Source organism: Lentzea fradiae (assembly GCF_900100955.1).
Taxonomy (GTDB): domain Bacteria; phylum Actinomycetota; class Actinomycetes; order Mycobacteriales; family Pseudonocardiaceae; genus Lentzea; species Lentzea fradiae.
On the sequence record NZ_FNCC01000001.1, the window covers coordinates 684,156 to 710,530 of the forward strand.

The following is a 26,375-nucleotide window of genomic DNA, read 5'->3' on the forward strand; positions in this document are numbered from 1 at the left end:
GGTCAGTCGCGGAGCTGGGCGGTTCCACCACGGGGGCGTGCGGAGCGGGCTATGAGCGATCCTTTGTCGGACACCCGGAACATGATCGACGACTGGGAGCGGAACGCCGTCGAGAAGGCGGCGAGGTTCCAGGCGATGGCCGAGCGCGTGGCCGAGGTCAGGATCACCGCGTCCGCGGCGGACGGCGCGGTGAGCGTGACCGTGGGGAACAACGGCCTGCCGACGGACGTCGCGATGACCGACCGGGTCAAGAGCATGTCCCCGGCCGAGATCGCCGCGAGCGTCATGGCCGCGATGCGCAAGGCGCAGTCGAAGTACCCGCGGGCGCTGGCCGAGATCGTGGCGCAGACCGTGGGCGACGACCCGGCCGGCCGGCACGTCGTCGCCACAGCGGAGGCGAACTTCCCCGCGCCGGTCGACGAGGAACCGCCCCCGGCGGGAACCACGAGGCGGATCGGGGACATCGAGGAGGACGAGCGGCAGGCCCCGCCGCCGCCTCGTCCGCCACGCCGGTCGCCGCGGCCGGACGACGGCGACGACGGGGACTTCGGTGGCGAGTCGATCCTCAGATGACGCACGGGGGAGTGTCCGATGAGCGGGTACGAGGTGCTGAGCGGGGAGCTCGTCTCCCACGCCGGCAAGGTGGAGGCGCTGGCCGGCCGGTTGCGGACGGCTGCTGACGCGGCCAACGCGGTGGCCATGGACAACAGCGCCTACGGCGTGGTGTGCCAGTCGTTCGCGATGATGTTGCAGCCCTTCGAGGAACTGGGCGTGCGCGCCCTGCGGCAGGCCGCGGAGGCGGTCTCCGAGACCGCCGTGAAGGTCCGTGACACCGCCGAGCAGTACGAGTCCGCCGATGCCGCGACGGCCGCGTCGATGACGGGCATCGAAAGGACGATGTGATGGCGGAGGGGAACCCGCTCATCGCGCAGCCGCAGGACACCACGACCGCGGTCACCGGGATCGGCATCGCGGAGTCCGCCCAGGGGCTCGCGCACGGGCTGAGCAACGGGGACTGGGTCGAGGCGGGGCTGTCCGCGGCGGGCGTCGGGCTCGAAGTGCTGTCGATGGTGATCGACCCGCTCGGCACGCTCGCCTCCTACGGCGTCTCCTGGCTGATCGAGCACGTCCGGCCGCTGAAGGACGCGCTGGACTGGTTCGCGGGCAACCCGCCGGTGATCCAGTCGTTCTCCGAGACCTGGGCGAACGTGGCCAAGGAGGTCAACGCGGTCGCCGCGGAGCTGGGCAACAACGCCAAGGCCGACACCGCGGGCTGGACCGGTGCCGCGGCCGACGCCTACCGCGGTCACGCCGCAGAGACCGCGGACGCGGTCGCCGGGGCGGCCGTGCTGGCGGACGGGATCTCGGCCGGTGTGATGATCATGGGCGAGGTCGTGTCGTTCGTCCGCGAGTTCATCCGCGACATGGTCGGGGAACTGGTCGGCAAGCTGATCTCGTGGGCGCTCGAGCTGGCGGCGACGCTCGGCCTCGCGACCCCGGTCGTCGTCGCGCAGGCCACCTCCGCCATCGCCAGGGTGGTCAGCAAGGTCTCCGACCTGGTGCGCAAGCTGGTCAGGACGATCGGCAACGTCGCCCCGCGCATCCGCGCCGTCATCAGCAAGCTCGACGAGATCATCGCCAAGCTCGCCAAGCTGATGCGCAAGTCGGACGGCAGCACCACCCCGAGTTCGGCGACCACCCCGAGCTCGGCCACGACGCCCAGCTCGACCACCACGCCCAGCTCGACGACCACGCCCAGCTCCACCACGACGCCGGACTCGACGAGCCCGAGCTCGACCACGAACCCCAGCTCCACCACCACGCCCAGCTCCACCACAACGCCCAGCTCGGCCACGACCCCATCGTCCACACCGGACACGACCGCACCGTCGCCGGCGAACCCGCCGGGCACCACCACACCGTCCGGCACGACCACACCGTCGAGCACCACCACCGGCAAGCCCGGACCGATCCGGGAGCAGACCGGTGACGCGCGCACCACCGCGCAGCAGGCCGACCGGCGCACCGGCTGCGGCGACCCGGTGGACGTGGTGAGCGGGCACATGTTCGTCACCCACACCGACGTGCTGCTGCCGGGCGTGCTCCCGCTCGTCCTGCGCCGCACGCACATCTCCTCGTACCGCTCCGGCCGCCTGTTCGGACGGTCGTGGGCGTCCACCGTGGACCAGCGGCTGGAGGTCGACCGGGACGGCGTGTGCTTCGCGGGGGCGGACGGCGTCCTCCTGGTCTACCCGCCGGTGTCGCCGGGCGTTGCGGTGCTGCCGCTGGAGGGACCGCGGTGGCCGCTGAACACCGGACCCGACGGCACGCTGACGATCACCCAGGACACCGGGGAGACGCTGCACTTCGCGGGTGACCACGGGCAGCTGCCGTTGAGCGCCATCACCGACCGCAACGGCAACCGCGTCGACTTCCTGGCCGACGAAGCCGGTCTGCCGGTGGAGATCCGGCACTCCGGTGGGTACCGCGTCGCCGTGGAGCACAACGGCAGCAGGATCATCGCGCTGTGGCTGCTGAACCCCGAACCGGGCGGCGACGACGTCGTGCTGATGCGCTACCGCTACGACGAGGCGGGCGACCTCAGCGAGGTGGTCAACGCCTCCGGCCTGCCGCAGCGGTTCACCTACGACGCGGACGGCCGCATCACCGCCTGGCGGGACCGCAACGACACGCGCTACCGCTACGTCTTCGACACCGCGGGACGGGTCGTCCGCACCGAGGGCACCGCGGGCATCCTCAACGCCACGTTCCACTACGGCCAGCGGGTCACGGTCGTGGAGGACTCCCTGGGCCACCGCTCGGAGTTCCACTTCAACCACCTGGGCCAGATCGTGCGGACCGTCGACCCGCTCGGCGCGACGTCGCGGTTCGACTGGGACCGCTACGACCGGCTGCTGTCCAGCGAGGACCCGCTCGGCCGCACCACCCGGTGCCACTACGACGCCGAGGGACGGCGCACCGAGGTCGTCCGCGCCGACGGTTCCGTGCTGCGCGCCGAGTACAACGCCCTCGGCCTGCCGAGCAGGGTCGCCGACGCGGCGGGCGTCGCCAACACCTACGAGTACGACGAGCGCGGCAACCTGGTCGTGATCACCGACCGGGCGGGCGCGGTCACCAGGGCCGAGTACGACGGACGGGGACACCTCGTCGGGATCACGGACCCGTCCGGGGCGCGGACGCGGATCGTCACCAACGGCGCGGGCCTGCCGATGGTCGTCGTCGACCCGCTGGGCAACGCGCACCAGTACGTCCGCGACCTGTTCGGGCGGCCGTCCTCGGTGATCGACCCGCTGGGCGCCAGGACCGTTTACGGCTGGACCGTGGAAGGCCAGCTCGCCTCCCGCGTCGACCCGGACGGCGCCACCCGCACGTGGCGCTACGACGGCGAGGGCAACCTGGTCGCGCGGACCGACGCCGACGGCGGCCGGACCGTGATCGAGGTGGGCGACTTCGGCCTGCCCCGCGCCGTGATCACGCCGGACGGCGTGCGCTCGACCACCTTCACCTACGACACCGAGCAGCGCGTCACCGCCGTGACGAACGCCGTCGGCGCCACCTGGACCTACACCTACGACCCGGCCGGGAACCTGGTCGCGGAACGCGACTTCAGCGGACGCACCACCAGCTACACCTACGACGCCGCCGGGCAGCTGACGTCGCGCACCAACGGTGCCGGCCAGACCGTCTCGTTCCAGTACGACCAGCTCGGCAAGGTCGTGCTGCGGCACGCCGACGACGGCGACACCACCTACGCCTACAACCCGCAGGACCTGCTCGTCTCGGCGGTCAACCAGGCGGGCACGCTGACCGTCGACAGGGACACGGCGGGCACCGTCCTCGCCGAGTCGTTCAACGGCCGCGCCCTGCGGTTCGGCTACGACCCCGGCGGTCGCCGGGTCCGCCGGATCACGCCCTCCGGCGCGGTCGAGGACCTGTCCTACGACCCGGCGGGACGGCTCGCCGTCCTGCGCACCGCGGGCCGCACCGTCGCGTTCGACCGCGACCAGCTCGGCAGGGAGACCGCCCGCAGGCTCGACGCGGGCGTGACCCTGGCGCAGCGCTGGGACCCGATGGGCCGGCTCGCCGAGCAGAACCTGCTGGTGCCGAACGCACCGGCGGCGCTGCAGCGGCGTTTCCACTGGCGGCAGAACGGGTCCCTCGCTGCCGAGGACGACGCGCAGCGCGGCGGGCGCAGGTTCGAGCACGACGTCCTCGGCCGGCTCACCGCCGTCCTCGGCCCGGCGGGCGCCGAGCGCTACAGCTACGACCCGGCCGGCAACCTGACCCACGCCGACGGACTGCCGGACAACGACGCCAGGGGCCCTCGGACGTTCCAGCAGGGCCTCGTCCGCAGCGCAGGCCGCACCACCTACGCCCACGACGCGCAGGGCCGCGTCGTCGAGATGCGCCGCCGCACCCTCTCCGGCCGGGTCCGGACCTGGCGCTACACGTGGAACGCCGACGACCAGCTGGTCGAGGTCGGCACCCCGGACGGCGACCTGTGGCGCTACCACTACGACCCGCTGGGCCGCCGCTGCGCGAAGGTCCGCCACGCGCCGGACCGGACCACCGAGATCCTGCGCGTCGAGTTCACCTGGGACGGCGTCCAGCTCGCCGAGCAGCACGCCGCGGGCGTCGTCACCACCTGGAGCGTCGAACCCGCCACGGCCCGGCCCGTGGTCCAGGTCGAACGGACGGCGCAGGACGGCCCCCGGTTCCACCACGTCGTCACCGACCACCTCGGCAGCGTGCGCGAGCTCGTCGACCCCGGCGGCCGCGTCGCCTGGCGGTCCACGACCACCGCGTTCGGCGTGCCGGCCGACGAGCACCAGGCGTGGTGCCCGCTGCGGTTCCCCGGCCAGTACCACGACCAGGAAACCGGCCTGCACCACAACATGTTCCGGTACTACAACCCGGACACCGGCCAGTACCTCACCCCGGACCCGCTGGGACTGGGCCCGTCCCCGAACCCGTACGCCTACACCACGAACCCGCTGAGGTTCATCGACCCGCTCGGTCTCACGATGTGCGAGCGGTTCAACAACTTCCAGCGGCAGGTCACGCCGGGGGAGCTGCACGGCGCACCACCCCCGTACCCCGGTGGACGTCCCGGCCACGCGGCGTCGAAGCACGGCGTCAGCCCGCAGGTGCAGGCGCAGCTGCTGAACAACCCCGACCGCGTCTTCAGCGGCCACTACCAGGGCACCAACCACCACACCGGCCAGCCGTACACGCGCGAGGTCGACGTCTACTACAGCAACGGCTCCGTCGTGATCACCGAGGCGGGCAACAAGAACTCGGTCATCACCGCCTATGGTCTGGTCGACACGAGGACCTCGAACCCGAGAGCGGTGGACCCGGAGCAGTGGGCGGGGAACCCGAGCTTCGTCGAGGTCAGGACGGGCAACGGCGTGAACGAAGTGGTGTACCCCAACCGGGAGCGCTGGGAGAGGAACGACTGGCCGTGACGGTCGAGAACAGCCCCGCGGGCCGCTGGAGGCCCGCGATCGACGCCCTGACCGTCGGCCTCGCCGCCCACCTCGGCGACCGGGCGACGGTGGTGAACGCGACCGAGATGGAGGAGGCGTTCTCCTGCCTCGTGCGCGGACCGGAGCCGTCCGGGCCCTTGCAGGTGGGGTGGGAGGCGGTGCTCGGCATGGAGCACTACGACGGAAAACCCCACGTGAGCGCGACGCTGTTCCTCTACAGCAGGGGCCGCCGGCTGCGGCTGGACGACCAGCGCGGCAGCTACCTGGAGATCGTCTACGACGGGCCGCTCGACGGCTCGGGGACGTGGCGGGACCTCGGCTGGCTGCAGGACGACTTCGGCGAGTTCGACGCGCACGACCGCTTCGGCGGCTGAGAGGCGCGGCCAGGGCGTTCTCCCCGGTCGTCGTAGGATCGGGGAGTGGATGGCCGGGACGAACCGCGGTGGCTGACGCCGGAAGAGCACGACGCCTGGATGTCGCTGGCCTGGTTGATGATCAGGCTGCCGGGTGAGATCGACGCCCAGCTGCAGCGTGACAGCGGCATCTCGTTCTTCGAGTACCTGGTGCTGGGCGCGTTGTCGATGTCGCCCGGCCGTCGTCTGCGGATGAGCGAGCTGGCGCAGCACGTGAACTGTTCCAGCACGCGGCTGTCCAATGTGGCCAAGCGCCTGGAGAGCCGTGGCTGGATCACGCGGGCGCCGTCCGCCGAGAACGGCCGCTACATCGAGGCCACGCTGACCGACGAGGGCATGACGCTGGTCGAGCAGGCGGCTCCCGGCCACGTCGAGACGGTCCGGCGGTACGTCTTCGACACGCTCAGCTCCGCTCAGGTGACGGCGTTGCGCGACATCGGCCGCCAGGTCGCCGACCGGGTCGACGGCGAGCGCGGCACCCCTGACCATCGTCGGGGATGACCGTGGTCGATCGGCGGATCCGGCGCCACCCCGCTGATCCCTAGCGTTGCGGTCCATGAGGACACTCGCGGCCGGCTTGGTGCTGGCCCTCTTCCCGGCTCCGGCGACGATCGACACCTACCTCGACCGGGCCCTCGACGCGACGGGACTGCCCGGCGTCGCGGTCGTGGTCACCCACGGCGACAAGGTCGTGCACGCCACCGGCGCAGGCCACGACGCGCACGGCAACGCCGTCACCGAGAACACCCCGATGCGGGTCGCCTCGGTCAGCAAGTCGTTCACCGCCGCCGCCGTGATGACGCTCGTGGAGGACGGGCGCGTCGAGCTGGACGACGAGGTGCACGACCACCTCCCGCAACTGCCGCCGCGCATCACCGTGCGCCACCTGCTGAACCAGACCTCCGGCATCTCCGACAACTCCGTCGACATCGCGAAGCTGACCGAGGCGCGGACGCTCGCCGACTACGTGGGGCTCCTGCCACCCGTCAACGCCGCCGAGCCGGGCACGCGGTTCGCCTACAGCAACGTCAACTACAACGTCGCCGCGCGACTGGTCGAGGTGCTCTCCGGCGAGTCCTACGAGGACTACCTGCGCCGGCACGTGTTCGAACCGCTCGGCATGCACGACAGCCTGGCGGGCGGCGACGCGCCGAACGGGTTCAACTCGCTCTACGGCGTCTGGTTCGACCGCCCCGAGCTCGGCGACGGCCCGGCGGTCGGCGGATCGGGCACGGTGGTCACGACCGCGCACGACATGGGCCGCTGGCTCGTCGCGCAGAACGGCCACGGCCCGTTCTCCGCCGAGTCGCTCGCCACCATGCACGAACCGTCCGACGTGGACGACTACGGCATGGGCTGGCAGCCCGACGGCAACGGCCTGCTCGTGCACAGCGGAAACCTGTGGACCTACAACGCGATCCAGGCCATCGACCCCGAGACCGGCTACGGCTACGCCGTGATGACCAACGGCGCCGCGCTCGTCGACGACACCAGCACGATCCTGGCCGGGCTGATCGCGTTGAGCCGCGGTGAGGCACCCGCGGAGCCCGACAACACACGCCAGCTCGTGGACTGGATGCTCGCCGCTTTCGGGCTGCTGTCCGTCGCGCTCGGCGTGCTCGGCGTGGTGAGGGCAAGGCGCTGGGCAGAACGCAGGCGTGGACGCCGCTCGTGGCTCACCGCCGCGCGCCTGGTGGCCGTGGCGCTGCCCGCACTGCTGTTCGTGTCGTACCCGCAGGCCGTGTCGTTCATCAGCTCGGGCCGGACGGTGCTGTGGTCGCAGCTCTGGTACTTCGCGCTGCCGCTGACGATCACGCTCGCCGTCGCCGCCCTGGCCGGGATCGCGGTGATCACGGCACGCGTCGTGCGGCTAGTGTCGGTCCGGTGAGACTCGGGCTCCTCGCCGTCCTCGGGCTGGTCGGCGGACTGAACACGGAGGGCGGCCTGCCGGTGTGGCAGGTGTGCGGCTGGATGGTGCTGGCGGTGCTCGCGTACCTGCACGGCAGACACGTCGACGCCCGCTTCGGCTGGCAGGTCCTCACCGGAGTCACGGTCGCCGGCACGGCGGCCGTGGCGATCCTGGACTTCACCGAGGTGTCGTCGGTCTTGCTGGTCCTGGCGATCACGGTCGTGCTGCCCTGGCTCGCCGGCCGCTACCGGCGGCAGCAGGCGCTCTTGGTGCTGGCCGAACAGGAACGTGTGCGGCAACTGGAACGCGAGCAGGAACACGTCGCCGAACGAGCACGGCTGCAGGAACGGGGCAGGCTGGCGGCGGAGCTGCACGACTCGCTCGGCCACGACCTCGCGCTGATCGCCCTGCGAGCAGGCGCACTCGAACTGTCACCGGCGCTGAACCCCGAGGACGCCCGCGCGGCAGGCGCGGTGCGGGCGTCGGCGGTGGAGGCGACGGACCGCCTGCGCCAGTCGATCGCCGTGCTGCGGGAACGGGACGACGTGCCACCGGTCGAGGTTTTGGTGGCGAACGCCCGTGACGCGGGCATGTCCGTGAAGCTCACCGGCCTCACCGACCTGCCCGACGCGCCTGGCCAGGCCCTGCGCCGGGTGGCCCGCGAGGCCCTGACGAACGCGGCCCGCCACGCGCAGGGGGAGCCGGTGACGATGACGATGACGGTCGCGGAGCGGCTGGTGACGCTGGAGGTGCGGAATCCGTTGACGGGTCAGGTGGGCAGGGGCAGCGGCCTCGCGGGACTGGAGGAGCGCCTGCGGCTGCTGGGCGGCGAGCTGGAGGTCACGGCGGAGGACGGGCAGTTCACGCTGATCGCACGGGTGCCGCTGACGTGATCAGGGTGCTGCTGGCCGACGACGAGGCCATGATCAGGGCAGGACTCGCGGCCGTGCTGGCGACAGATCCCGAGATCGTCGTGGTGGCGCAGGCAGGCGACGGCCGTGCCGCGGTGGAACTGACGCACGCACACCAGCCGGACGTGGTGCTGATGGACATCCGCATGCCCCACCTCGACGGCCTCGCAGCGGCCCGCGAGCTCCGCGACGTCGCCCCCGTGGTGATGCTGACGACGTTCGACGAGGACGACTACGTGGCACGGGCTTTGGAAGACGGCGCGAGCGGCTTCCTGCTCAAAGCAGCCGACCCGCGAGAACTGCTGATCGCGGTAAGAGCAGTGGCCGAAGGCGCCGCCTACCTGTCACCCCGAGTCGCCCGCCGCGTCCTCACCGGCCTCCGTTCGGGCCTGACCCGGCCGGCAGCCGCCAAACGCAAGGTGGAGGCACTCACCCCGCGCGAGCGGGACGTGCTGACCCTCGTCGGACAGGGCCTGTCGAACCAGGAGATCGCGGCGCGCCTGCACCTCGCGGAAGGCACGGTGAAGGCGCACCTGTCCGCGATCCTGCGCGGACTCGACGTGCAGAACCGCGTGCAGGCGGCCATCACCGCCTACGAAGCCGGCATCACCGAGTGACCGCACAGGATCAGGCGTTCTTGACCTTGTCGGAACTCCGCAGGTCCTCGATGATCCGCTGCACCGCTGCCTTGATCTCGTCGTCGACGGGCACCTCGTACACGTGCACCCGGACGTTCCACCGCCCGGCGACGGCGTGGACCGACAGCTCCTTGGAATCGGGCTGACCGGCCTCACAGGACCTGGTCTCGGGATCCAGGGTCCCGCTGGCGCAGAGCATCGGCGTGAGGCGCTCCGACTCCTCCTGGCTCGGGTAGGCGACGAGCCCCAGGCTGAGCACCATCTGCCCGGTGGAGACGAAGACCCGGCAGCCGTCGGGTCCCGCGGACTCCACCTGCGAGACCGTGAGACCCTTCGTGATGACCGCCAGCGGTTCCGCCTTCAGCAGCCCGGGACAGGCCGACTCCACCTTGTCGGCCAGTCCCGCCGGCACGTCCGGCCCGCATGCGGCTACGAACGCGAGTCCCGCGAGCACGGCAGCGACCTTCGTTCTCACTCGTTCCCCCAAGTCCGGCGCCTTTCGTCCGGCGCAGCGTGCATGTTCGCACCTCGTGGTTGCCGCGGGCCATCTCTTTGCCGTTCGGAACTGCGCTGACAGCAACACGAACGGACACCGACGGATGAATTTCGCGACAGCGTGCCCACATCGCCTTCGATCGGTGGAACACCTGCGAGGCCCTGAGAGTTGGGAGCGGTATGAGTCAACTCGTCGACCGCACGATCACCGTCCTCCGCGCCGAGCACGACGCGCTCGCTGCTCTCGTCCGCACCTTCACCGACGACCAGCTGGCCTCCGCCAGCGGCGCCGCGGAGTGGACCGTCGCCCAGGTCCTCTCCCACCTCGGCAGCGGCGCGGAGATCGGCCGCGCACCGATCGCCCGCGCCGCGGGGGAACCCGTGGAGGCCGAGGACAACCAGACGATCTGGGCCCGCTGGGACGCGTCCGCGCCGCGAGCACAGGCCGAGGGCTTCCTGGAGCACAACAGCCGCTGGCTCGACCTGGTCGAGGCGCTCACGCCCGAGCAGCGCTCGTCGCTGACCGTGGACCTCGGCTTCCTGCCGGAGCCGGTCCCGCTGGTGACCGCCCTGGGCATGCGCCTCAACGAGGTGGCCAACCACTCGTGGGACGTGCGCGTGGCCTTCGACCCGAACGCCGGCGTGGACACCGACTCGGCCGAGGTGCTCGTCGACCTCCTGGCCGGACCCCTGAGCTTCATGCTGGGCTTCTTCGCGAAGCCGGCCGAGCTCGCGGCCCCCGTGTCCGTCGCGATCCCCGGCGCCGGTCTGGTGGTCGACGGCGACGCGGTCACCGTCGTGGACAGCCTCGACTCACCTTCCGCGACGTTCAACGGGCCCCGGGAAGCGTTCGTCCGCCTGATCAACGGCCGTCTCAAGGCGCCTCACGACAACGGTGTCAGCGTCGAGGGCAACGTGACGCTCGAGGAGCTGCGTCGCGTCTTCCCCGGCTTCTGAGGTGGTTTCACGGTCAGGACGTCGCAGTCCAGGGTGATGTCACCTGGGTTGCAACAAGATTTGACGGCTGAACGAGGAGATCCAAAGCTCGTTGACGAGCGAGCCACCCGTGGTGATGGCATTGATCGCCGCGTCGTTCCGGTCAGCCAAGGACGAGCACGACCAGTGGCAGCTCTGTGAGGACCGCTACGCGCGGTTCGGTGTCGTGCTCGTTCCTTGGTCAATATAAGCGAATGTCTCGCGTGGCCTTGTAGAAAAGGAGCGCCCGATGTCGGCCCATTCCCTTTCCGGAGGACCGGCAATGCCGGTCGAGAAACTCCCTGTTCGCCTGAATCGAAAGTTTCGTCCATGGCGGTACGTCAACAGTCACTCTGAACTCAGACTACGAAGTGCTGACCTTGATTCGGTTCCCCACCTCGATCGGCGCTGCACCGAACCTGTCGAACTCGGCGGCGTTCTCCAAGAGGCTGCCCACGGCTCGGTCCAGGGCTTGGCGCTGGCCTCGGACCCTGGTCCGGTCGGCGGTGTTGATCTCGTGATCGGTGTGGCGCTGGATGCTCGCGGCCACGCCGTGGACGATGTCGACAAGGTGTGAGAGTTCGCGGATATCGCCCTCATCACCTCGTACAGCGGGAAGTCCTGGGTGGCGATCCGGATCCCGCACCGTGGCCGTGACATCGTGTCCGTCGCCGAGCAACACGACCGTGTCGCTACTGCCGACACGGCAGCCCGCTCCCAGGACGGCGACGTGGTGCTGGTCGTGGGACAAGCGCGGAACCGTAGGCGAGAAGCCCTTCTCCACGGCAACGTCCGGCCGATCAGCGCCGAGATCCTCGAGGAGACGCTGGCCGCGATGGAGCGGATGGGCTGGTGTGGCGCCGCCCCGTTCTCGGTGCCGAGGTGGCGGGGCGAGTACGGACTCATGCCGTTGGGGCGGAGCCTTGTCGAGGTGGTCGAGCACGCGCGGGCGTGGGCACGTGACCACCTCGTGGAGTGGGTCACGTGCCCGCGCAACCTAGAAGAGCCGGTCCGAAGGTTGGTTGTCCCGCGCGGTCGCGCAGGCACGAGCCAGGGGACAGCGCTCGCACAGGGGTGCCTGTTTGTGGCAGTGGAGCTGGCCGATCAGACGTAACGCGGCCATGCGCAACGGTGCTTTGGCGTCACCACCCACCAGACGGGAGAGGTCGACGCGGCCGTCGGTCAAGCTGTTGGCCCGTTCCGAGGCGGTGTTGAGCACTCTGGACGACACGCGGATGACCGGCTGGCTGGTCAGCAGGACGTCGTCGCCTGCCAGGAGCTTCAGAAGAGCGGTCTTCCCGGGAGGCAGATCCAATATTTCCGGAATGTCCTCCGCCCGCAGCCAGATCTTCCGGTCGTCCTGCAACTGCCGAAGCCGCGTCACCGTGGCGGCGGACGCACGGGTGGTGGCGCCCCGTTCGATGAGGTCCACCGCCCGTTTGGTGATTCGCCCCTTCGTCGCGACCTCGCCGAGACCGTCGTTGTACGCGGCCAGCTCGGCGGGCGACGGATCCAGCATTGCCACCACGGCGGCGACAGGTGGAGTCAGACGTTCCCCTGGCAGCACGGACCAGTAGGTCCCGGCGCGACGCCGTTCTGCCCACGAGGCCAGCTGCCTGGATAGCACGCGCCACTCGTTCCGCGCGGGTATTTCGCTGTCTGGTACTGGAAGCAGCGCTGTGGCAGCCGCTTCACCGAGCATCGGTGGCACGGCGTTGCCGATCTGCTGGAACGCGTGGCTGCGTGTACCGGCGAAGCGGAAGTCGTCGGGGAACGTCTGGATGCGCGCGGCCTCGCGGACGGTGAGAGTGCGGTTCTCCGACGGGTGGATGTACCAGTAGCCGTCCTTGGCGATGTGCGCCGTGATCGAGCGGCTCAGCTCGTTCCAGTCGAGGCGCTTGTACTTGTCGTCGAAGGTGTCCGCCTTGTACCTGCGCAGGGCGGGATCGATGTTCGCGTAGAGGGTCTTGGACGTCATCAAGGAGAAGATCTTGCGATCATCGTCGCGGACAGGTCGGGTCATGTGGTCCCACACCCTGCCGTCGGTGACATGCCGCCGCATCCGCGCGGCGAATTCCGAGACCTGGCCGTCGGGTGCGTAGGGAAGGTCACGCCCGCCGGTGCCCAAGTCGAGCCCGGGTAAGTCCGCGATCGCCTCGTGGACGGTCACCGGTTTCACCGGTTCCGGCCAAGGGAAGGCCGCGCTGTCCGACCGGGCCAGCAGGATCAGGCGCTTGCGGTGCTGGGGGACACCGTACTGCCAGGCGTCGACCAGCCGGAGGTTGGTCCGGTAACCCGCGCGTTCCAGCATGTCCACGATCCGTCGCACAACGTGGAAGTCGTCGCCCAGCGCCATGTCGGGGACGTTCTCCATGAGGACCGCACGCGGCTTGACCTTCAGCACGACGTCGACGTAGGCCTGCCACAGTTCCTTCCGCTCGTCGAACTCGTCGCGCACGCCGGCGTCGACCAGGCTGCGGATCTTGCTGCGTCCGGCCCGGCTGAACGGCTGGCAGGGAGGGCCGCCGGCGATCAGGTCGATGTCGGCGAGCTTGAGCATTTTGATGAGTGCGGCGCGCTTCTGCCGGTCGCCCAGGTCCACGTCCAAAGCGAGCCCGGGGAAGTTCGCGCGGTGGGTCTGCAGCGCGAACTTGTTGTGGTCGACCGAAGCCGCGACGGTCCATCCGGCGTTGGTGAGCCCCAGGCTCAGCCCGCCACCCCCGGAGAACAGGTCGACCGCGAGCCGCGCACCCCCCGCCACCCGCTCGGCGCACCACTGCTGGAACGTCTCCTCGGTGCAGGCGTCCGGGTGCACCGGCAGCTGGAGCACGTCACTGCGTTCGAGTTTCACCGCGTAGACCGCCACATCGCCTCCTGTCCTTCGAACAGGGACCCGCGCGGGACCTTCACCACCGACGATCTGGTTCTGATCAACTTCAGCCATGCCACTTCCCGGGCCGGTCTGTTCGGCCGCCCCGACGTACGGACGAGAGACGAGAGACGAGGGCGAGAGGACTACCCCGCGAGGACGTCGGACGGGGGAGCCCAGCCCACCGCGCGGACGCGCTCCCAGCAGGCGCTCTTCTTGGCCCACTCGGTGACGTTCCCGCCGCTGGGAGGCGAGGTGAGCACTCGGCGCACCGCCAGCGCGACCTCGGGGACCGCGGCGGCGATCGGCCCGGGAAGCGTCTGCTCCTTCCAGAGCCGGTCCAGGTCGAGCCCGCCGAGCGTGTGCACGATCAGCGAGACGGCGTGCGCCGCCGTCTGCCCGAGATAGCCGCCGTAGTTCTGTTTCTGGATGATCGTCCGCACCTGGCGGAACACGATCCCCTTGGCGACCAGATGGCGGAAGTACACGTCGTCAGGGGCCTCGCGTTCGGCCAAGCCCTCTTCGGACGTCCACGTCCGGAAGCACTTCTCGGCGCCCTGGCACACGACGTCCGGCCGGAGCGCGTATGCGTACTCGTACTTCGCCGCGTCCGTCTTTCCGAACCGCTGCCGCACGGGGTTCTCACGATCGAACTTGCGCCGCGCGGCGGCGGTCGTGAACTTGTTCTTCTCGACGTCGTACTGCCCGCGTACGCGCTCGTAGTACCACCGGGTCTGCTCGACGTCGACACCGGACGGAGTGACCCAGATGGTGCGGGACCACCGCTCCAGCCCCACATGGAACCGGCTGTTGCCCTCGAAGTCGGCGGGCGTGACCGCGTTCTGGGAGTTCGCGTAGCGCGAGATCTCGGGAACCATGCTGTCCAGCCGGTCGTCCGGGATCAAAGTGATCTTCGCGGGGACGGTGACCTCTGACAGGTCGATCCCCTTGCGGGCGGCGTGGTGCAGCGAGGCCGTGGTCTGCCCGCCGTTGACGATCTGCAGCTCGGTCAGCGTCCGGAGCACAGGTCCGCTCGGGGTCTGTTCGAGCTCCGCCGCGCGAGCGGTCGCGGACACACCGTTGTTGTAGGCCAGGAACCGTCCGGGCTGCTCCTTGATCGTCTCGGCGATCCCCTTGTTGACCTTTCCCCTGGCCTGGAGGTAGGCGCGCACGTTGCGCTGGAGCAGGCGGCTATGGTGCTCGTCGTACAGGTCAGCGAGCAACTTGCCCGGCAGCATCGCCATCAGGCAGCGGTACCCGTCTGCCTGCACCACCGACTCCAGGCACCGCACCTCGTAGCCCATCGTCGCGACGTCGATGAGGATGTCCTCCTGCTGGGCGCCCGAGCTGATCAGCTTCTGGAGCCGGTTGACGTCCCACACGTTCACCAGGGTCGGGAGGCCGGCGACGGTGGCCTCCTCCGCGCGGCGCAACCCGGTCTTCCCGTCGGTGAAGACGAAGATCTTGATCATCTGCAGCTGCGACCACGCGCCGTGGATGCGCTCGACCATGTCGTAGGCCGGGCTCGACCGCTCCAGCTGCTCGTGCAGGCCGTTCCGGCAGAACTCCGCGAACGCGCCCACTCGGCGCACCAGCTGGGTCAGCCGCTCGCGCTTCAGCGGCTCAGCGTCCAAGCCGTAGTCGGCGGTGACGAGGTGCAGAATCGTGCCGTCGTTGGTGATGTCGTACCCAGCCACCTCGACGCGACGGCTCTGCCACGGCACGAACAGGTAGCAGGTCTCCAGGTCGTCCAGCGCCCCGTCGTCGATCAGGTGCTCGCCCACCAGGGTCACGAAGGCGTCCCGGGCCATCAGCTCCGGTTCAGCCTGGATCCGGTCCTCGACCCTGCTCCGCAGCTCCGCTGCGAACGCGGCGAGTTCGCCGTCCGTCACGTCGTCCCCTCGGTTCGGTGTTGTTCGATCACGAGCTCTGACTTGCCGCGCGCTATGCGTGCGAGAGCGGCCAGCCTCGGGCGCAGCGGTTCCGGAGGCACGACCGCGGCCCCGGCGTGGTCTTCTCCCCACGCGGAGCGCTGGCCGCTCGGAATCTCGACGTGGACTCTGGCGAGCGCGGTCGTCTCCGCCATGTCCAGTCCGTCGAGCCCGAGCCAGCCGCCGCACGAGAGGTACCGGCCGTCGCACCGCACGTAGAAGCCCTGCGTGGCAGGCCAGTCGGCGGGGTCGCCGACGACGTCCGTGTCGCCGGCGCGCAGGTGGTCCGGGTGGGGAAGCACGCGCGGACTGGCCACCACCGAGAACCCGGCCGCGGTCACTCGCTCCTCCCCGAGGTGCTGTCCGGCGGGATTGCTCCACAGGAACGGGTCCTTCGCGGTCACGGCGCTGCCGTTGACCTCGATGCCGATCTTGCGCTCCAGCAGTTCGCCGAACACCACACCGAGTTCGCGGACGCACCGGTCGAGGATCGTCTCGAAGCGCGCACGCGCGACCTGGGGACGTGGCGCGCGGAGGAGCACCACCGACCAGCGACCTGGCTCCTCCTCGGCCACCAGCCCCGCGGGAAGCCTTCGTGAGGTGTGGTGCAACCACCAAGTGTCGGTACCGGCGGCAGAGGTGAGCATCAGGCAGCCAGGGGACTCGTGGGACTCCCAGGCGGTGATCTCGTCGTAGAGGGACGCGGCGACACCGAGCGCCACCGATCCGCGCGACACCTCTTTCCCCTCGTAGAGGGTCGAGAGCAACGTGTACCCGGCGAAGGTCGCGCCGTCGTGCACGATCGCGAGTCTGGAGTTCGTGCCGTAGCCCGCGCTCCTGACGCGGATACGACGAGCACCGGCTTGCAATGCGCGGTCGACCAAGGCGGTCAGCATGTGCCCGATGGCACTGTCCTCGCCGGTGGCACCAAGCCGTTTCACGAGTCCGGTGCCCGTGGTGATCTCCGTGCCGGTCGGCCGCTTCTCGCGGACCGGTGTGCGCACCACGGCCAACCGGCGGGCAGGCCGCTTCGGCTGAGGAGCGGGAACGGGGTCCGCGTCACCGGCGACGAGCCCCACCTCCGCGAGTTTCGCGATCAGGTTGCTCTTGGCCTTGCCCTCGATCTGGCGGGCTCGCTCGCGGGTGAAGGAGAAGTGCTCACCAACCTTCTCCAGGGTGCGCTCCTCGCCGGTGTCGAAGCCGAACCGCAGCCGGAGGACCTCGGCTTCGCGCTCCTTGAGGCGAGACACGGCTTCGCGCACGAGCTCGGCGCCGAGCGCGCGGTCCACCACGTGGTCAGGGTTCGAGTCGTGCTCGAACGGGATGGGTACGAGGTCGGCCAGCGAGATGTCACCGTCCGCGCTCAGCGGGGCGTCCAGGCTGAGCACGCCCCCGGCCAGGCGCAGGCAGTCCAGCACGTTCTCCCGGGAGAAACCCGTGACCCTGGCGATGTCCGCGACGGAGACCTCGTCCTGGTCGAGCCTGAGCCTGTCCCGCACGCTGCGGACCTTGCGGACCTGTTCGTACTTGTGCACCGGCAGCCGGATCAACGTGCCGTCGTCGGGAACGGCGCGGCCCATGGCCTGGTTGATCCAGTTCACCGCGTAGGTGGAGAACTTCAGCCCGCGGGAACCGTCCCACTTCTCGATCGCCCGGATCAGGCCGATCACACCGTGCTGGTACAGGTCGTCGTAGTCGAGCCCGGCTCCTGCGTACCGCGGGATGCAAGACCTCACGAGTCCGGTGTTGTGCAACACCATGACGTCGAACGCCTTCGCTCGCTCGTCGTCGCCGCGCAGCGCCGCGCGGAAACCCTTCGGCAGCTCTTCCGCGAGATCGCCTCCATCGGGGCGCATCAACTGCGCCAACCCGACTTCCTCCTCAGCCGTCAGCAGGCGTCTGGCGCGCATCTCGTCCCGCAACGGTGCCTGGAGCACCGCGCGGGCACTGCTGATCGCCGTGCGCGCGGGAGGAAGTGGCTGCTGCTCGGGCGTGGCGGCGGGAACGGGGGACACAGGGGTGGGAACCACCTCCACCCACCCGGCGCCGTCCGTCTTGCGGGTGCGGTCGTCCAACAACGACATCGGCAGATCCGCCAGTGCCGTGGGACGTCCCGCCCCGGAGTAGGAGAGGACCAACCCCGAGCGGGTCGTCGGGCCGAGCACCCGCAACGCGGTCTCGAGGCGGAAGCTGTCGGTCACCTGGTCCAGGCCCGCGAGCACCACGTGGTCGAACCGCATCCCGACAGCGCTGGCCCACGTCAGCACTTTGACGCCGGGGTCGGACGTCGTGATCGCCGCGTGCTCCGGGACTCTGGCGCCCGACAGGTACCACTGAGTGCGGCCGTCGAAGAGATCTCCGATGCCGTCCTTGAAGACCTGCACCAGTTCACGGGTCGGGAGCAGCACGCCGACCTGCTCGTCGCGGTGCGCCTCCGCCTGCTCCACGACGAACCGGATCTCCTCGTCGACGTCGTCGTGGTCGACGAGAATGGGCCGCGGACCGTCGTGGCTCGCGATGTCCGAGCGGGGACGTCTCCCACTGAGGTGCTCCAAGAGCTCGTGCACCCGCGGGATGCCGCCGTCGACGTCGACCGATGTGGGGCGTGCGACGCCCAGGAGGGCTTCGAGGTCCTCGAGCGTCGTACCGGAGTCGTCGACCATCTGAACGGGATCGACGAACACCGTCGCCTCGACGTGCAGAAGCCGTAACACCCGATAGAAGTCGGCGGGAAGCTGCTGGCCGTGGACCACGACGACGTGCCGTCGGTTCAGCGGCCGGATGTGACGGGCCCGCAGGCGTTGCTCGAACTCCCAGAAGTCGATGTCGTAGTCGTCGGACTGCGGTGCCTTGGTCCGCAGCACTGCACGCCACATGTCGGCGAAGTACGCGTGGTAGGTCATCACCGTGTCGCCGCGGCTTTCGAACGGCATCAGCGTGCGGATCCGGTTCTTCAGCACACTGGCCCTGGTGATGACGTGGAGCTCCTTGCCCCGCCCGCGCAAACGGCGGTAGGCCTTGACCGCTCCGGCCGCTTGGTCCACGCCAGGGACGGCCACCACCACCTCGTACCCGGAGGCCTCGTGGACGGGGGTGTGCAGCGCGACGCTCACAGCACGGTCCCCGGGACACCGCCGATGGCCGCCGCCAAGTCCTTGAAGAACCCGAACTCCGGGTCGACCAGCAGGCGCCGGTCCAGCAACCTGTTCGTCGCCTCGCAGCTGGTCTCCGGGGTCAACGTGCACGCGTGGCACGCGGCCAGCGACAGGCCGTCAGGGCCTTGTCCCGGGTGGTCCGAGCACACGGGGTCGAACGAGCACCACAGGGCCGCGGTGACCGACATGTCGAGGAGCCTGCCCAGCCGCGGGAACTCGCCCATCCTGACCAGCCCGCCCAGGGTGCCCTCGTGGTCACCGGCCGCGGTGTAGATGAGCACTCCGGCCATGGCGGGGCCTCTGCCGTTCGTCACGTACAGACGCTCGCGCAACGCCGAAGTGGAGTAGCCCGCTTCGAAGGCGGTGTTGCGGAGGAGGAGGTGGGCGAAGGTGTGCAGCAGCACGTAACGCGGCGTGGGCTCGGAGAGCCACTTCAAGCCCTTGGTGCGATGCCTCTCCAACAACTTTCGGCACCGCTCGACCACAAGACCGGAGCGTTCCCAGGAGGACAGGGCATCCTCATCGAACCTGAGGAAGAACCCCTCGCCGAACACTTCGACGGCGGGCAGGAAGTCCGCGTCGGCGCTGAGGTTCGACGGCACCACCTGACCCATGGTGTGGCGTTCGAAGTGGGTCAGCACGCGCACCTCACGGAGACGGTCGACCAGCACGACGTCCGGGATCAGGGCCTGCCAGCCGATGGCGCCGCCTCCCGTGCCGCCCCAAGGGTGATCCGCCCGGCGCGAGATGAAGCGGTCCTTGGGGTCGTGGTTCCCCTGCGGGTTGATCAGCGCCGCCCACTCGTCCGGGCGGATGTTCTCCGGCCCGCCCTCGGTAGGGGTGCGCGAGTCCGTGAGCTCCTGCGCCAGCGCGGCCTCGATCTCGGTGGGAGACAGACCGTGCTTGCCCGCGGCGATGCCGATCATCGCCTTGGCCAGCTCGTGGTTCGGCTCGCTCAGGAGGAACTTGAACTCGGCGCTCTTCCGGAGAGAGGCCAGTGGAGTGCTGAAGGTGCTCCACGCCGAGTCGGGCGGGATGTCGATCGCGCTCACCACAGTGGGGAAGTACACGCTCGAGGCGCCGCGTTGCATCGCCACCACCTGCTCGGAGCAGGGCACCGCGTCCCGCTGGTCCTGCCACGGTTGCCTGCCGGTGCACTTGCTGCCGATCTGAGCGAGACCGATCCGCGTCGTCAGGCCGTCCAGCGACCTCTCCCCGCGGCACGTCGCACAGCGCACGACGAGCGAGTTCAGGCCACCACCGACCTTGGCCTTGCTCAGGAACTCCAGAACCGGCCGCTGGCACTGGTTCTGGTTGCGGTCACGTCGGATCGACGAGTGCGCCCACCCGATCCAGTCCACATCGGACAGGTGTCCACCGGCGCACACCGCCACGAAGCGCATCGGGACGAGTTGTTTGCGGCCAGGGCAGTTCTCGCAGGACGGCGCGGTGTTGGCCACCTCTTTCGTGTACGACCAGCGGCTCATCCGCCGGCAGCCGGTGCAGAACAACCACTGGGGAAACCGGTAGTAGGGGATGGGCCAGCGCGGGGACGGAGACGGTGCCGCGAGCGAGTCCACCCCCAGGTAGGAGGCCAGCCGGGGGAACTCGACGGGCACGCGCGGGCCGCGCCACCTGCCCGCATCCTCCACCACGAACGACTCGCCGACGAGGTCGATGATCGCGCCGGGACCGAACGGACTGATGATCTGCGAACGTCTGACCTTGCGCACCGTCGTCATTTCCGCGTCCCCCTCACCTGAACCTGAATCTCCACGTCGACGCTGCGCATCGAGTCGAGCGTCGCCCAGCCGTCACCTCGGTCGGTGAACCGCTTGAGCAGCTTGGGCCGTTCGCGCCCGCCCTGGCTGTAGCGCAGTCCGCCTGCGGGTTCCGCGTCGACGATCCGCTTCATCCACGTCTCGATGAGGTCGTCCAGATGGGCTTGGACCCGTTCGAGCTCGGTTTCGTCGGCCCGCTCCACTCGATCGAGGAATGCTTGGAGGAGCCGGGTGAACCGCTCGTCGTCGCGGTCGAACAACGCGGCGTCCCCGTCGCCCGACAGACCGAGCGCGTGGCGCACCAGCACCACCAGATCCGCGTGCAGAGCGCGAAGCCGGGCCGGTACCGAGAACGGCGTCACGGAGCTCGGCTCCACCCAGCGGTACAGGCTCGAGTGGTACGGGGCGAACGACTCGTAGTGCGACCGGTCGCGTGGTTTGGATGGTGAGTACACCGTCACCACGAGACCGGGGCGGTCGGCGTTGCGGCCGACGCGGCTGGTCGCCTGGATGTACTCGGCCGTCGTCTTCGGCTGACCGACGACGGTCATGACGCCGAGCCTGCCGACGTCGACACCCACGGAGATCATGTTGGTGCTCGCGAGGAAGGCGACCCCGCCCGGGGCGTCGTGCGGCTTCTTGAGCCGGTCCAGGCGCTGCGGGATCTGAGCGGACCCCACGTTGCTGGTCAGCTCGACGACGTTGTCGTCGTTGAGCTGCCGGACGTGGTCCTCCGCCTGTGCGATGACCTTCAGCCTCGACGGGATGTCGTCCGACGCGAGGTTGATTGTCTTGCCCAGTTCGCGGAGGCTGTTGTGGTACACGACGAGCGTCGAGTAGGAGTCGTGCACCGCGGGCGTCAGCTCGACCTCGAGGGGAGCCTGCAACTGCGCCGCCGCGACGTGGATCAGCGCGGTGAGAGGCGTATGCCCCTGCGGCATCACGCCCAGATAGGCCCTGCCGGGCCGCTCGTCGTCGGTGCGCACGAAGTACGAGTCGCTCGCGTCGATGCCCGCAGGCGGGAACAGCGCGACGGGCCGTCCGAAGACGCCCTTGGTCTGCTCGTCCGCCCGCCGAATCGTCGCGGTGGCGGCGACGATCTTGGGCTTGTTCCCCAGCTGCTCCATCAGCACGTCGAAGGCCGCTTCGTAGAGCCCCACGATCGTGCCGAGCGGACCGGAGATGAGGTGGAACTCGTCTTGGATGATCAGTGACGGCCCGGGGTCGTCACCCGTGCCGAAGAACACCCCCGCCTTCTCGTTCCACACGGTGCGGGCGAACTTGTCGACGGTTCCGACCAGCATCGTGGGCGGGTTGTCGTAGAGGTGTTCGTCCACAGAGGACATCGGAAGCTCGTTGTGGAACGGGCACTTGACGTTCATGCAGCGCACGCGGAAGGAGCTGTTGGTCGCCGAGATGCCCCAGCGCTGCTCGTCGTCGGGGCCGCTGGGCACGATGCGGGTCCCGCACCACGGGCAGGACTCGATCTGGAACCCTTGGTCGGTCGCGATACCGGCCCGCGCCTTGGTGAGCCATCGCCGGGCTTCCGCATAGCTGTTAGGGCTGTTCTCCCCACCGACCCACAGGCCGATCGAGATGGGACGGCTGCCGAGCTCCTCCTCGGAACCGCGGCGCACCAGTTCGCAGGCGGCGATCATGGTCGCGGCGCGCTGGAACTGCTGGCTGGTGAGCAACCGCAGGGTGTACCTGGTGACGACCGCCGTGCCCGCGCCGGCTTCGCCCAGCGTCAGCCGCCGGTGGAGGATGGTGAACGCGGCGAGTCCGAGGTACGCCTCGGTCTTGCCACCGCCGGTGGGGAACCAGATCAGGTCGACGAGGTCCCGGTCCTCACCCTCCTCGACCACACCTTTCACGGTCATCAGCAGGAAGCCGAGCTGGAACGGACGCCACGCGAGGTCGAGCGCACGGTGATCGACCTCCGGGTCCGGCGCTTCGGAGATGGCGTGCGGCGAGCCGGCGAGGCCCGGCCCGCTGTGCGCCATTTGCATGGCCATCACCTCGTTGGCCAGCGCGAACGCCTTGAGCGCCATCCGGTCGCCACGCAGGAAGCCGAGACCTGCGAGCATGCGGTCTCTGGCCAGGGACGCGCGGTCCCGTAAGCGGTCTGCCGCGGGACGAAGCCGCGGGAGGAGGCCGTCCGCAGCCGAGTCCCACGTCTTCTCGATCCAGTCCGTGTAGCGGTCGACGAACCGGGTCAGAGTGGCGAACACGGGGTCCGGGTCGATGTCGATGCGGGCGAGGGTCTTCAGGCGGACGGCGTCCGCCACGCCGGGCAGTTCGGAGGTGACGCCGGGCACGACGTGCACCGGGAGGAACGACGTGCCGACCCAGGCCGGGTTGTCGCCCGTGGTGTCCCACGCCGCCGCGGTTCCGTGACCGACGGCGTACACCGGTACGTCGCGGTACTGGAGCTCGAGCTCTTCGGCTTCCTCGTCGCTGTGGGCGCGAAGCTGCGCCGGATAGCCGATGATGGTGGCCCCCGCGACCGAACAGCGCAGCCCGACCTGGAAGAGGCAGTCCTCCGGGTTCACGGTCCGGCGCTCTTCCTGCACCGCGCGGTTGACGAGAACGACGGTGACGATGACGCCGTCGGGGTGTGGCCGCCAGGTGACCTCGACGCTCGCCTTCCCGTCCCAGAGAGCTCTCCGCTGCGTCGGTCCGGACGCCGGAGGTTCGAACAGCAGTGCTTCACTCGTCACGAGGTCGAGCGGTTCGCGCTGCCACTCGTCCTCCGCCAGAGCGCGGTACCGCGCCGCGCGGACCTCCACGGTGACCGCGGACCGGGACGTGGTCATGAAGCTGACGCCGGCAGAGCTCGGCCGACTCTGTCCCGCCAGCGTGATCGGGTCCTCGTCGTCGTCCTGCGGGACGGCTCCCGCCTGCTCGTCGAGTTCCTCGGCCTCGTCGGCGGGGCCGTTCGCGCCGGTGGCGTGCGGGGTGAGGGACAGCGGGAACAGCACGGCGGTGAGGTACCGGTGCTGAGGTTCCTTCTCGTACAGGATCTCGTCCTCGCCGTCCACCGGGCCCACCAGCTGGTCGTGGAGATAGGCAAGCACCCGGTCCCGGTCGGAGAAACCCGTGTCGTACCGCCCCGTCACCGGTCGTCCCCCGTCCCGCTCGGCTTGATCACCCACAGCGCGGCCTTGGCCCGGGTCATGCCCACGTACAGCTGTGCGCGCGCAGCTCGCTCATCCACTGCGTCGTCCACCTCGAGGAAGACGTACCGGCTCTCCAGCCCTTTGAAGTCGGCGATCCGCGCGAACCCGACGCGTCCCCTGCCCGGCCGGCGCATCCGCATCAGGTCCAGCACGTCGACTCGCTCAAACCATTCGGAGGGCAACCTGCCGAAGACCGACGAGGTCAGGTCGCGCGGCGACAGCAGCACGACCTGTTCGAGCGGAACGCCGTGCTCCTCCAGTTCTGCCAAAGCGGCCGAAACCACGGACACCACCTCGTCGCCGTCTTCCTCGGCCACCACGACCTCGCGGCCGTGGCCGGCCGTCGTCACCCCGAGGTCCGCTCCCGTCCGCTCCTGGGTGGCGCGGACGATCTCGATGGTGTTCCGGCAGTTGTCCATCAGGTCGACGAAGGTCGGGCGGTGCGAATCCAGTCGGACCTTCGCCTCGTCCTCGTAGCGGCCGACCAGCCCTCGCTGGTTGTTGGAGTCCAGGAAGAACGCCCAGCGGCCATCGGCCAGACCGTCCGCCAGAACGGCGTCCAGCACGTCGAGGTCGTGCGCGTTGATGACGTCTTGCGCCTCGTCCACCACGACCACGTCGAAGGTCTTCGCGCCGAGGGCGGCCACCTCGTCGAACGGAACCACCGTGATGCCTTCGAGGTCCTGCTGCGACCGGATGAAGGCCGCCAGTACGTGGCTGCGGCAGGTCAGCAGGATGCGCCTGCCCGAGGCGCGGATGCGCCTGCACATTTCGACGGCCAGCATGGTCTTGCCCGTGCCGGCGCCGCCCTCGAACACCAGCCGCGGGTTCCTGCTGTGCTGGTCGAGCGCCTTGTACTGGCTCTTGGTGAGGGCAACGAGCTCCTGCTCCACCATGTCGTCGAGCCGGCGCAAGGAGAGCACGCGGTCGAAGTCCGGACGCAGGACGTTGAGGTAGCGCTCGATGTCCTCTGCCGAGAGCGAACCCCAACCCCCGGGCTTGCCCTCCCAGAACTTCCCCAACCGGTCGAGGCAGTCCCCCCACCCCTCAGAGGCGAGACGGACCGAGTTGATCACCATCTCGGGCGTCCACTCGACACTGACCGCGTCGAACTCGCTCTCCGGGAAGACGACCCCGTAGCCGAACACCGTGCGGTCGACCAGTTCGGGGTCGGTCGTGCGGCGAAGAACCTTGGCGAGCGCGAACATGCTGGTCCGCGCCTGGTCGAGCGGGCTCTCCTTGAGCCGGTGCCGCTTGCCCTTGAGGTCCCGCGTGTGCCAGACGTCCTTCTTCAGGAGGATGTCGCCGCCCTTGACCTCCAGCACCAAGAAGCCGCGGGTGCCCAGCAGCAGGAAGTCGATCTCGCAGACCCGCTTGCGGTCGTGTTCGGGCAAGTTGGTGCTGTGCAGGGCGTACTCCCAACCGTCCATCTCGAGAACGGCGAGCTGGGAGAAGATCTCCTGCTCCGCGCGGCTGGCGCCGGGATGCACCGAATCCGGGATCATGCGCACGATGACCTGCCAGCTTTCCGGTAAACGGGGGAGAGGGTCGAAAGTGTGTTCGAGTGGTACAGCGGAGTCTCCCTCTTGAATCGCCGAGCGGCCGTGTGCGATCGATCCATCGTTCGTTCGCGTGGAATGGTTACACGGTCAATGCAGGCTCTTGTCAATGCGTGCCTGCTTGCGGCTCGGTGTAGTGCTCAGTGGTGCGGCTGCATCCTTGCAGGTCTTGCCTGGGTCTTGTCGGCGGTGTCATTCATTTGTCAGAAAAGTGAGCCTCTCGGTCTTGTCGGTGTCCAGTTCGGTGTTGCACCGGCCACGTCCGCCTGGCGCTTCTCGTTGCATGTATGCAGGTCAGAGCGGATGTCGAGTGGAGATGGAGTTGCGGTGATCCGATGTCCACTCTTATGCTTATGCCACTTGATGGGGAATTTCGGTCCGAGTGCCGCGTGGTGCGCGGGCATCCGTCCGGATCGCTGCTCTCAATGGAGTAATATTCGACATCGCAACGAATTGTCGTCAGGCGCGGCTGGGCGTTGCCGATGACAAGATGGATGTGCTGCGTGGAAGCTGTCATGGATCGTTGGTGTCAGCTTGCTGGGTGCGCCGCGCCATCAAATCCTATGTGGACGGATATGTGGTGAGCGTGTTTGATGATGGAACCGCGTGCCATTGAGGCGTGGTGTGTCTGCGGAGGTGGTCGTGGACTTGTCGCTCACGTTGCCGGGTTGGGAGGGCATGCCAGTCGATACGGACGGTTGCGTCCAAGAGGTCATGCCCAACCAGGATGGTGTCGGCATCATCGACGCGATCGGGCCCGGCGTCATGGAGTTCGCGGTGGGGGGATCGGGTCTGGACGATCCTCGCTGTCGCGTAAAGCCCAAGGCTGGTACCACGCAGTAGTACACGGTTCTGCGGGTCGAGAAGCTCGTCCGGCTGCCTGAAGACGAATGTGCGGGTTTCGGCATTCCCGGCACCACGACGCATCGCGCGCTCACGGTTGTCGAGGACGGGCCGTCCTGCCCCGTGTCCAGCGCGTTGGCGGGCACGGTCGTGCTGGACAGGGTGAAGCCGCCGTGGTGGGCGACGCCGCGGTTCAGTTCGCGCGTG

17 protein-coding genes are annotated in these 26,375 nt (G+C 69.2%); 9 read left to right on the forward strand and 8 right to left on the reverse strand.

Translation table 11 applies throughout. The annotated features are described in order from the left end of the window. Positions 1-51 precede the first annotated feature (51 nt). From BLT23_RS03085 to BLT23_RS03120, 8 genes are read left to right on the forward strand one after another with little or no spacing between them, the layout of a single operon-like run. Positions 52-573, forward strand: coding sequence for a YbaB/EbfC family nucleoid-associated protein (locus BLT23_RS03085; RefSeq protein ID WP_090045328.1), 522 nt, complete (start codon positions 52-54; stop codon positions 571-573). 18 nt (positions 574-591) lie between these two features. Beyond that, the gene (locus BLT23_RS03090) at positions 592-903 is read left to right on the forward strand and encodes a type VII secretion target (protein ID WP_090045332.1); all 312 of its coding nucleotides are present in this window, start codon (positions 592-594) and stop codon (positions 901-903) included. After that, positions 903-5,489, forward strand: a complete 4,587-nt coding sequence (locus tag BLT23_RS03095) for an RHS repeat-associated core domain-containing protein (protein ID WP_090045334.1) — start codon at positions 903-905, stop codon at positions 5,487-5,489. The genes BLT23_RS03090 and BLT23_RS03095 overlap by 1 nt, the downstream gene beginning before the upstream one ends. Then, on the forward strand, positions 5,486-5,884 hold the full coding sequence (locus BLT23_RS03100) for a hypothetical protein (protein ID WP_090045336.1): 399 nt from the start codon (positions 5,486-5,488) through the stop codon (positions 5,882-5,884). The genes BLT23_RS03095 and BLT23_RS03100 overlap by 4 nt, the downstream gene beginning before the upstream one ends. Positions 5,885-5,929: 45 nt before the next feature. Further along, positions 5,930-6,424, forward strand: coding sequence for a MarR family winged helix-turn-helix transcriptional regulator (locus BLT23_RS03105; RefSeq protein ID WP_090045342.1), 495 nt, complete (start codon positions 5,930-5,932; stop codon positions 6,422-6,424). A 55-nt stretch (positions 6,425-6,479) separates the two neighbouring features. Then, positions 6,480-7,811, forward strand: coding sequence for a serine hydrolase domain-containing protein (locus BLT23_RS03110; RefSeq protein ID WP_090045345.1), 1,332 nt, complete (start codon positions 6,480-6,482; stop codon positions 7,809-7,811). Next, complete coding sequence (locus BLT23_RS03115) at positions 7,808-8,725, forward strand: sensor histidine kinase (protein ID WP_090045348.1); 918 nt, start codon at positions 7,808-7,810, stop codon at positions 8,723-8,725. The genes BLT23_RS03110 and BLT23_RS03115 overlap by 4 nt, the downstream gene beginning before the upstream one ends. Next, positions 8,722-9,360 (forward strand): response regulator, encoded by a 639-nt coding sequence (locus tag BLT23_RS03120; protein ID WP_090045351.1) that lies wholly within the window; start codon positions 8,722-8,724, stop codon positions 9,358-9,360. Before BLT23_RS03115 ends, BLT23_RS03120 begins: the two co-directional genes overlap by 4 nt. 10 nt (positions 9,361-9,370) lie before the next feature. Here the strand turns inward: BLT23_RS03120 and BLT23_RS03125 are convergent, their stop codons facing one another. After that, positions 9,371-9,856 (reverse strand): hypothetical protein, encoded by a 486-nt coding sequence (locus BLT23_RS03125; protein ID WP_090045354.1) that lies wholly within the window; start codon positions 9,854-9,856, stop codon positions 9,371-9,373. Positions 9,857-10,056: 200 nt separating this feature from the next. Here BLT23_RS03125 and BLT23_RS03130 point away from each other — a divergent pair, with 200 nt between their 5' ends. Further along, the gene (locus BLT23_RS03130) at positions 10,057-10,833 is read left to right on the forward strand and encodes a maleylpyruvate isomerase family mycothiol-dependent enzyme (protein WP_090045357.1); all 777 of its coding nucleotides are present in this window, start codon (positions 10,057-10,059) and stop codon (positions 10,831-10,833) included. 382 nt (positions 10,834-11,215) lie between these two features. Here BLT23_RS03130 and BLT23_RS03135 read toward each other — a convergent pair whose 3' ends face one another. From BLT23_RS03135 to BLT23_RS03165, 7 genes are all read right to left on the reverse strand, one after another. After that, a complete protein-coding gene (locus BLT23_RS03135; protein WP_143035797.1) occupies positions 11,216-11,602 on the reverse strand; it encodes a Rossmann-fold NAD(P)-binding domain-containing protein in 387 nt (128 codons plus the stop codon). Positions 11,603-11,848: 246 nt separating this feature from the next. After that, positions 11,849-13,717, reverse strand: coding sequence for a DNA cytosine methyltransferase (locus tag BLT23_RS03140; protein ID WP_218133609.1), 1,869 nt, complete (start codon positions 13,715-13,717; stop codon positions 11,849-11,851). 149 nt (positions 13,718-13,866) lie between these two features. Beyond that, on the reverse strand, positions 13,867-15,612 hold the full coding sequence (locus BLT23_RS03145) for an AIPR family protein (protein WP_218133610.1): 1,746 nt from the start codon (positions 15,610-15,612) through the stop codon (positions 13,867-13,869). Then, on the reverse strand, positions 15,609-18,764 hold the full coding sequence (locus BLT23_RS03150; RefSeq protein WP_090045363.1) for a sigma-70 family RNA polymerase sigma factor: 3,156 nt from the start codon (positions 18,762-18,764) through the stop codon (positions 15,609-15,611). Before BLT23_RS03150 ends, BLT23_RS03145 begins: the two co-directional genes overlap by 4 nt. Then, positions 18,761-20,548: a DUF1998 domain-containing protein gene (gene drmB / locus BLT23_RS03155; protein ID WP_090045365.1), complete on the reverse strand. Its 1,788-nt coding sequence runs from the start codon at positions 20,546-20,548 to the stop codon at positions 18,761-18,763. Before drmB ends, BLT23_RS03150 begins: the two co-directional genes overlap by 4 nt. Further along, positions 20,545-23,706 (reverse strand): helicase-related protein, encoded by a 3,162-nt coding sequence (locus BLT23_RS03160; protein WP_090045367.1) that lies wholly within the window; start codon positions 23,704-23,706, stop codon positions 20,545-20,547. Before BLT23_RS03160 ends, drmB begins: the two co-directional genes overlap by 4 nt. After that, on the reverse strand, positions 23,703-25,271 hold the full coding sequence (locus tag BLT23_RS03165; RefSeq protein WP_090045370.1) for a nuclease-related domain-containing DEAD/DEAH box helicase: 1,569 nt from the start codon (positions 25,269-25,271) through the stop codon (positions 23,703-23,705). Before BLT23_RS03165 ends, BLT23_RS03160 begins: the two co-directional genes overlap by 4 nt. Between the last annotated feature and the right edge of the window lie 1,104 nt (positions 25,272-26,375).

What these genes read in the sequence shown, in the direction of transcription:
- BLT23_RS03085 (WP_090045328.1), top strand. Translation starts at nt 52, where the DNA reads ATGAGCGATCCTTTGTCGGACACCCGGAACATGATCGACGACTGGGAG.
- BLT23_RS03090 (WP_090045332.1), top strand. Translation starts at nt 592, where the DNA reads ATGAGCGGGTACGAGGTGCTGAGCGGGGAGCTCGTCTCCCACGCCGGC.
- BLT23_RS03095 (WP_090045334.1), top strand. Translation starts at nt 903, where the DNA reads ATGGCGGAGGGGAACCCGCTCATCGCGCAGCCGCAGGACACCACGACC.
- BLT23_RS03110 (WP_090045345.1), top strand. Translation starts at nt 6,480, where the DNA reads ATGAGGACACTCGCGGCCGGCTTGGTGCTGGCCCTCTTCCCGGCTCCG.
- BLT23_RS03130 (WP_090045357.1), top strand. Translation starts at nt 10,057, where the DNA reads ATGAGTCAACTCGTCGACCGCACGATCACCGTCCTCCGCGCCGAGCAC.
- drmB (WP_090045365.1), bottom strand. Translation starts at nt 20,548, where the DNA reads ATGACGACGGTGCGCAAGGTCAGACGTTCGCAGATCATCAGTCCGTTC.
- BLT23_RS03165 (WP_090045370.1), bottom strand. Translation starts at nt 25,271, where the DNA reads ATGATCCCGGATTCGGTGCATCCCGGCGCCAGCCGCGCGGAGCAGGAG.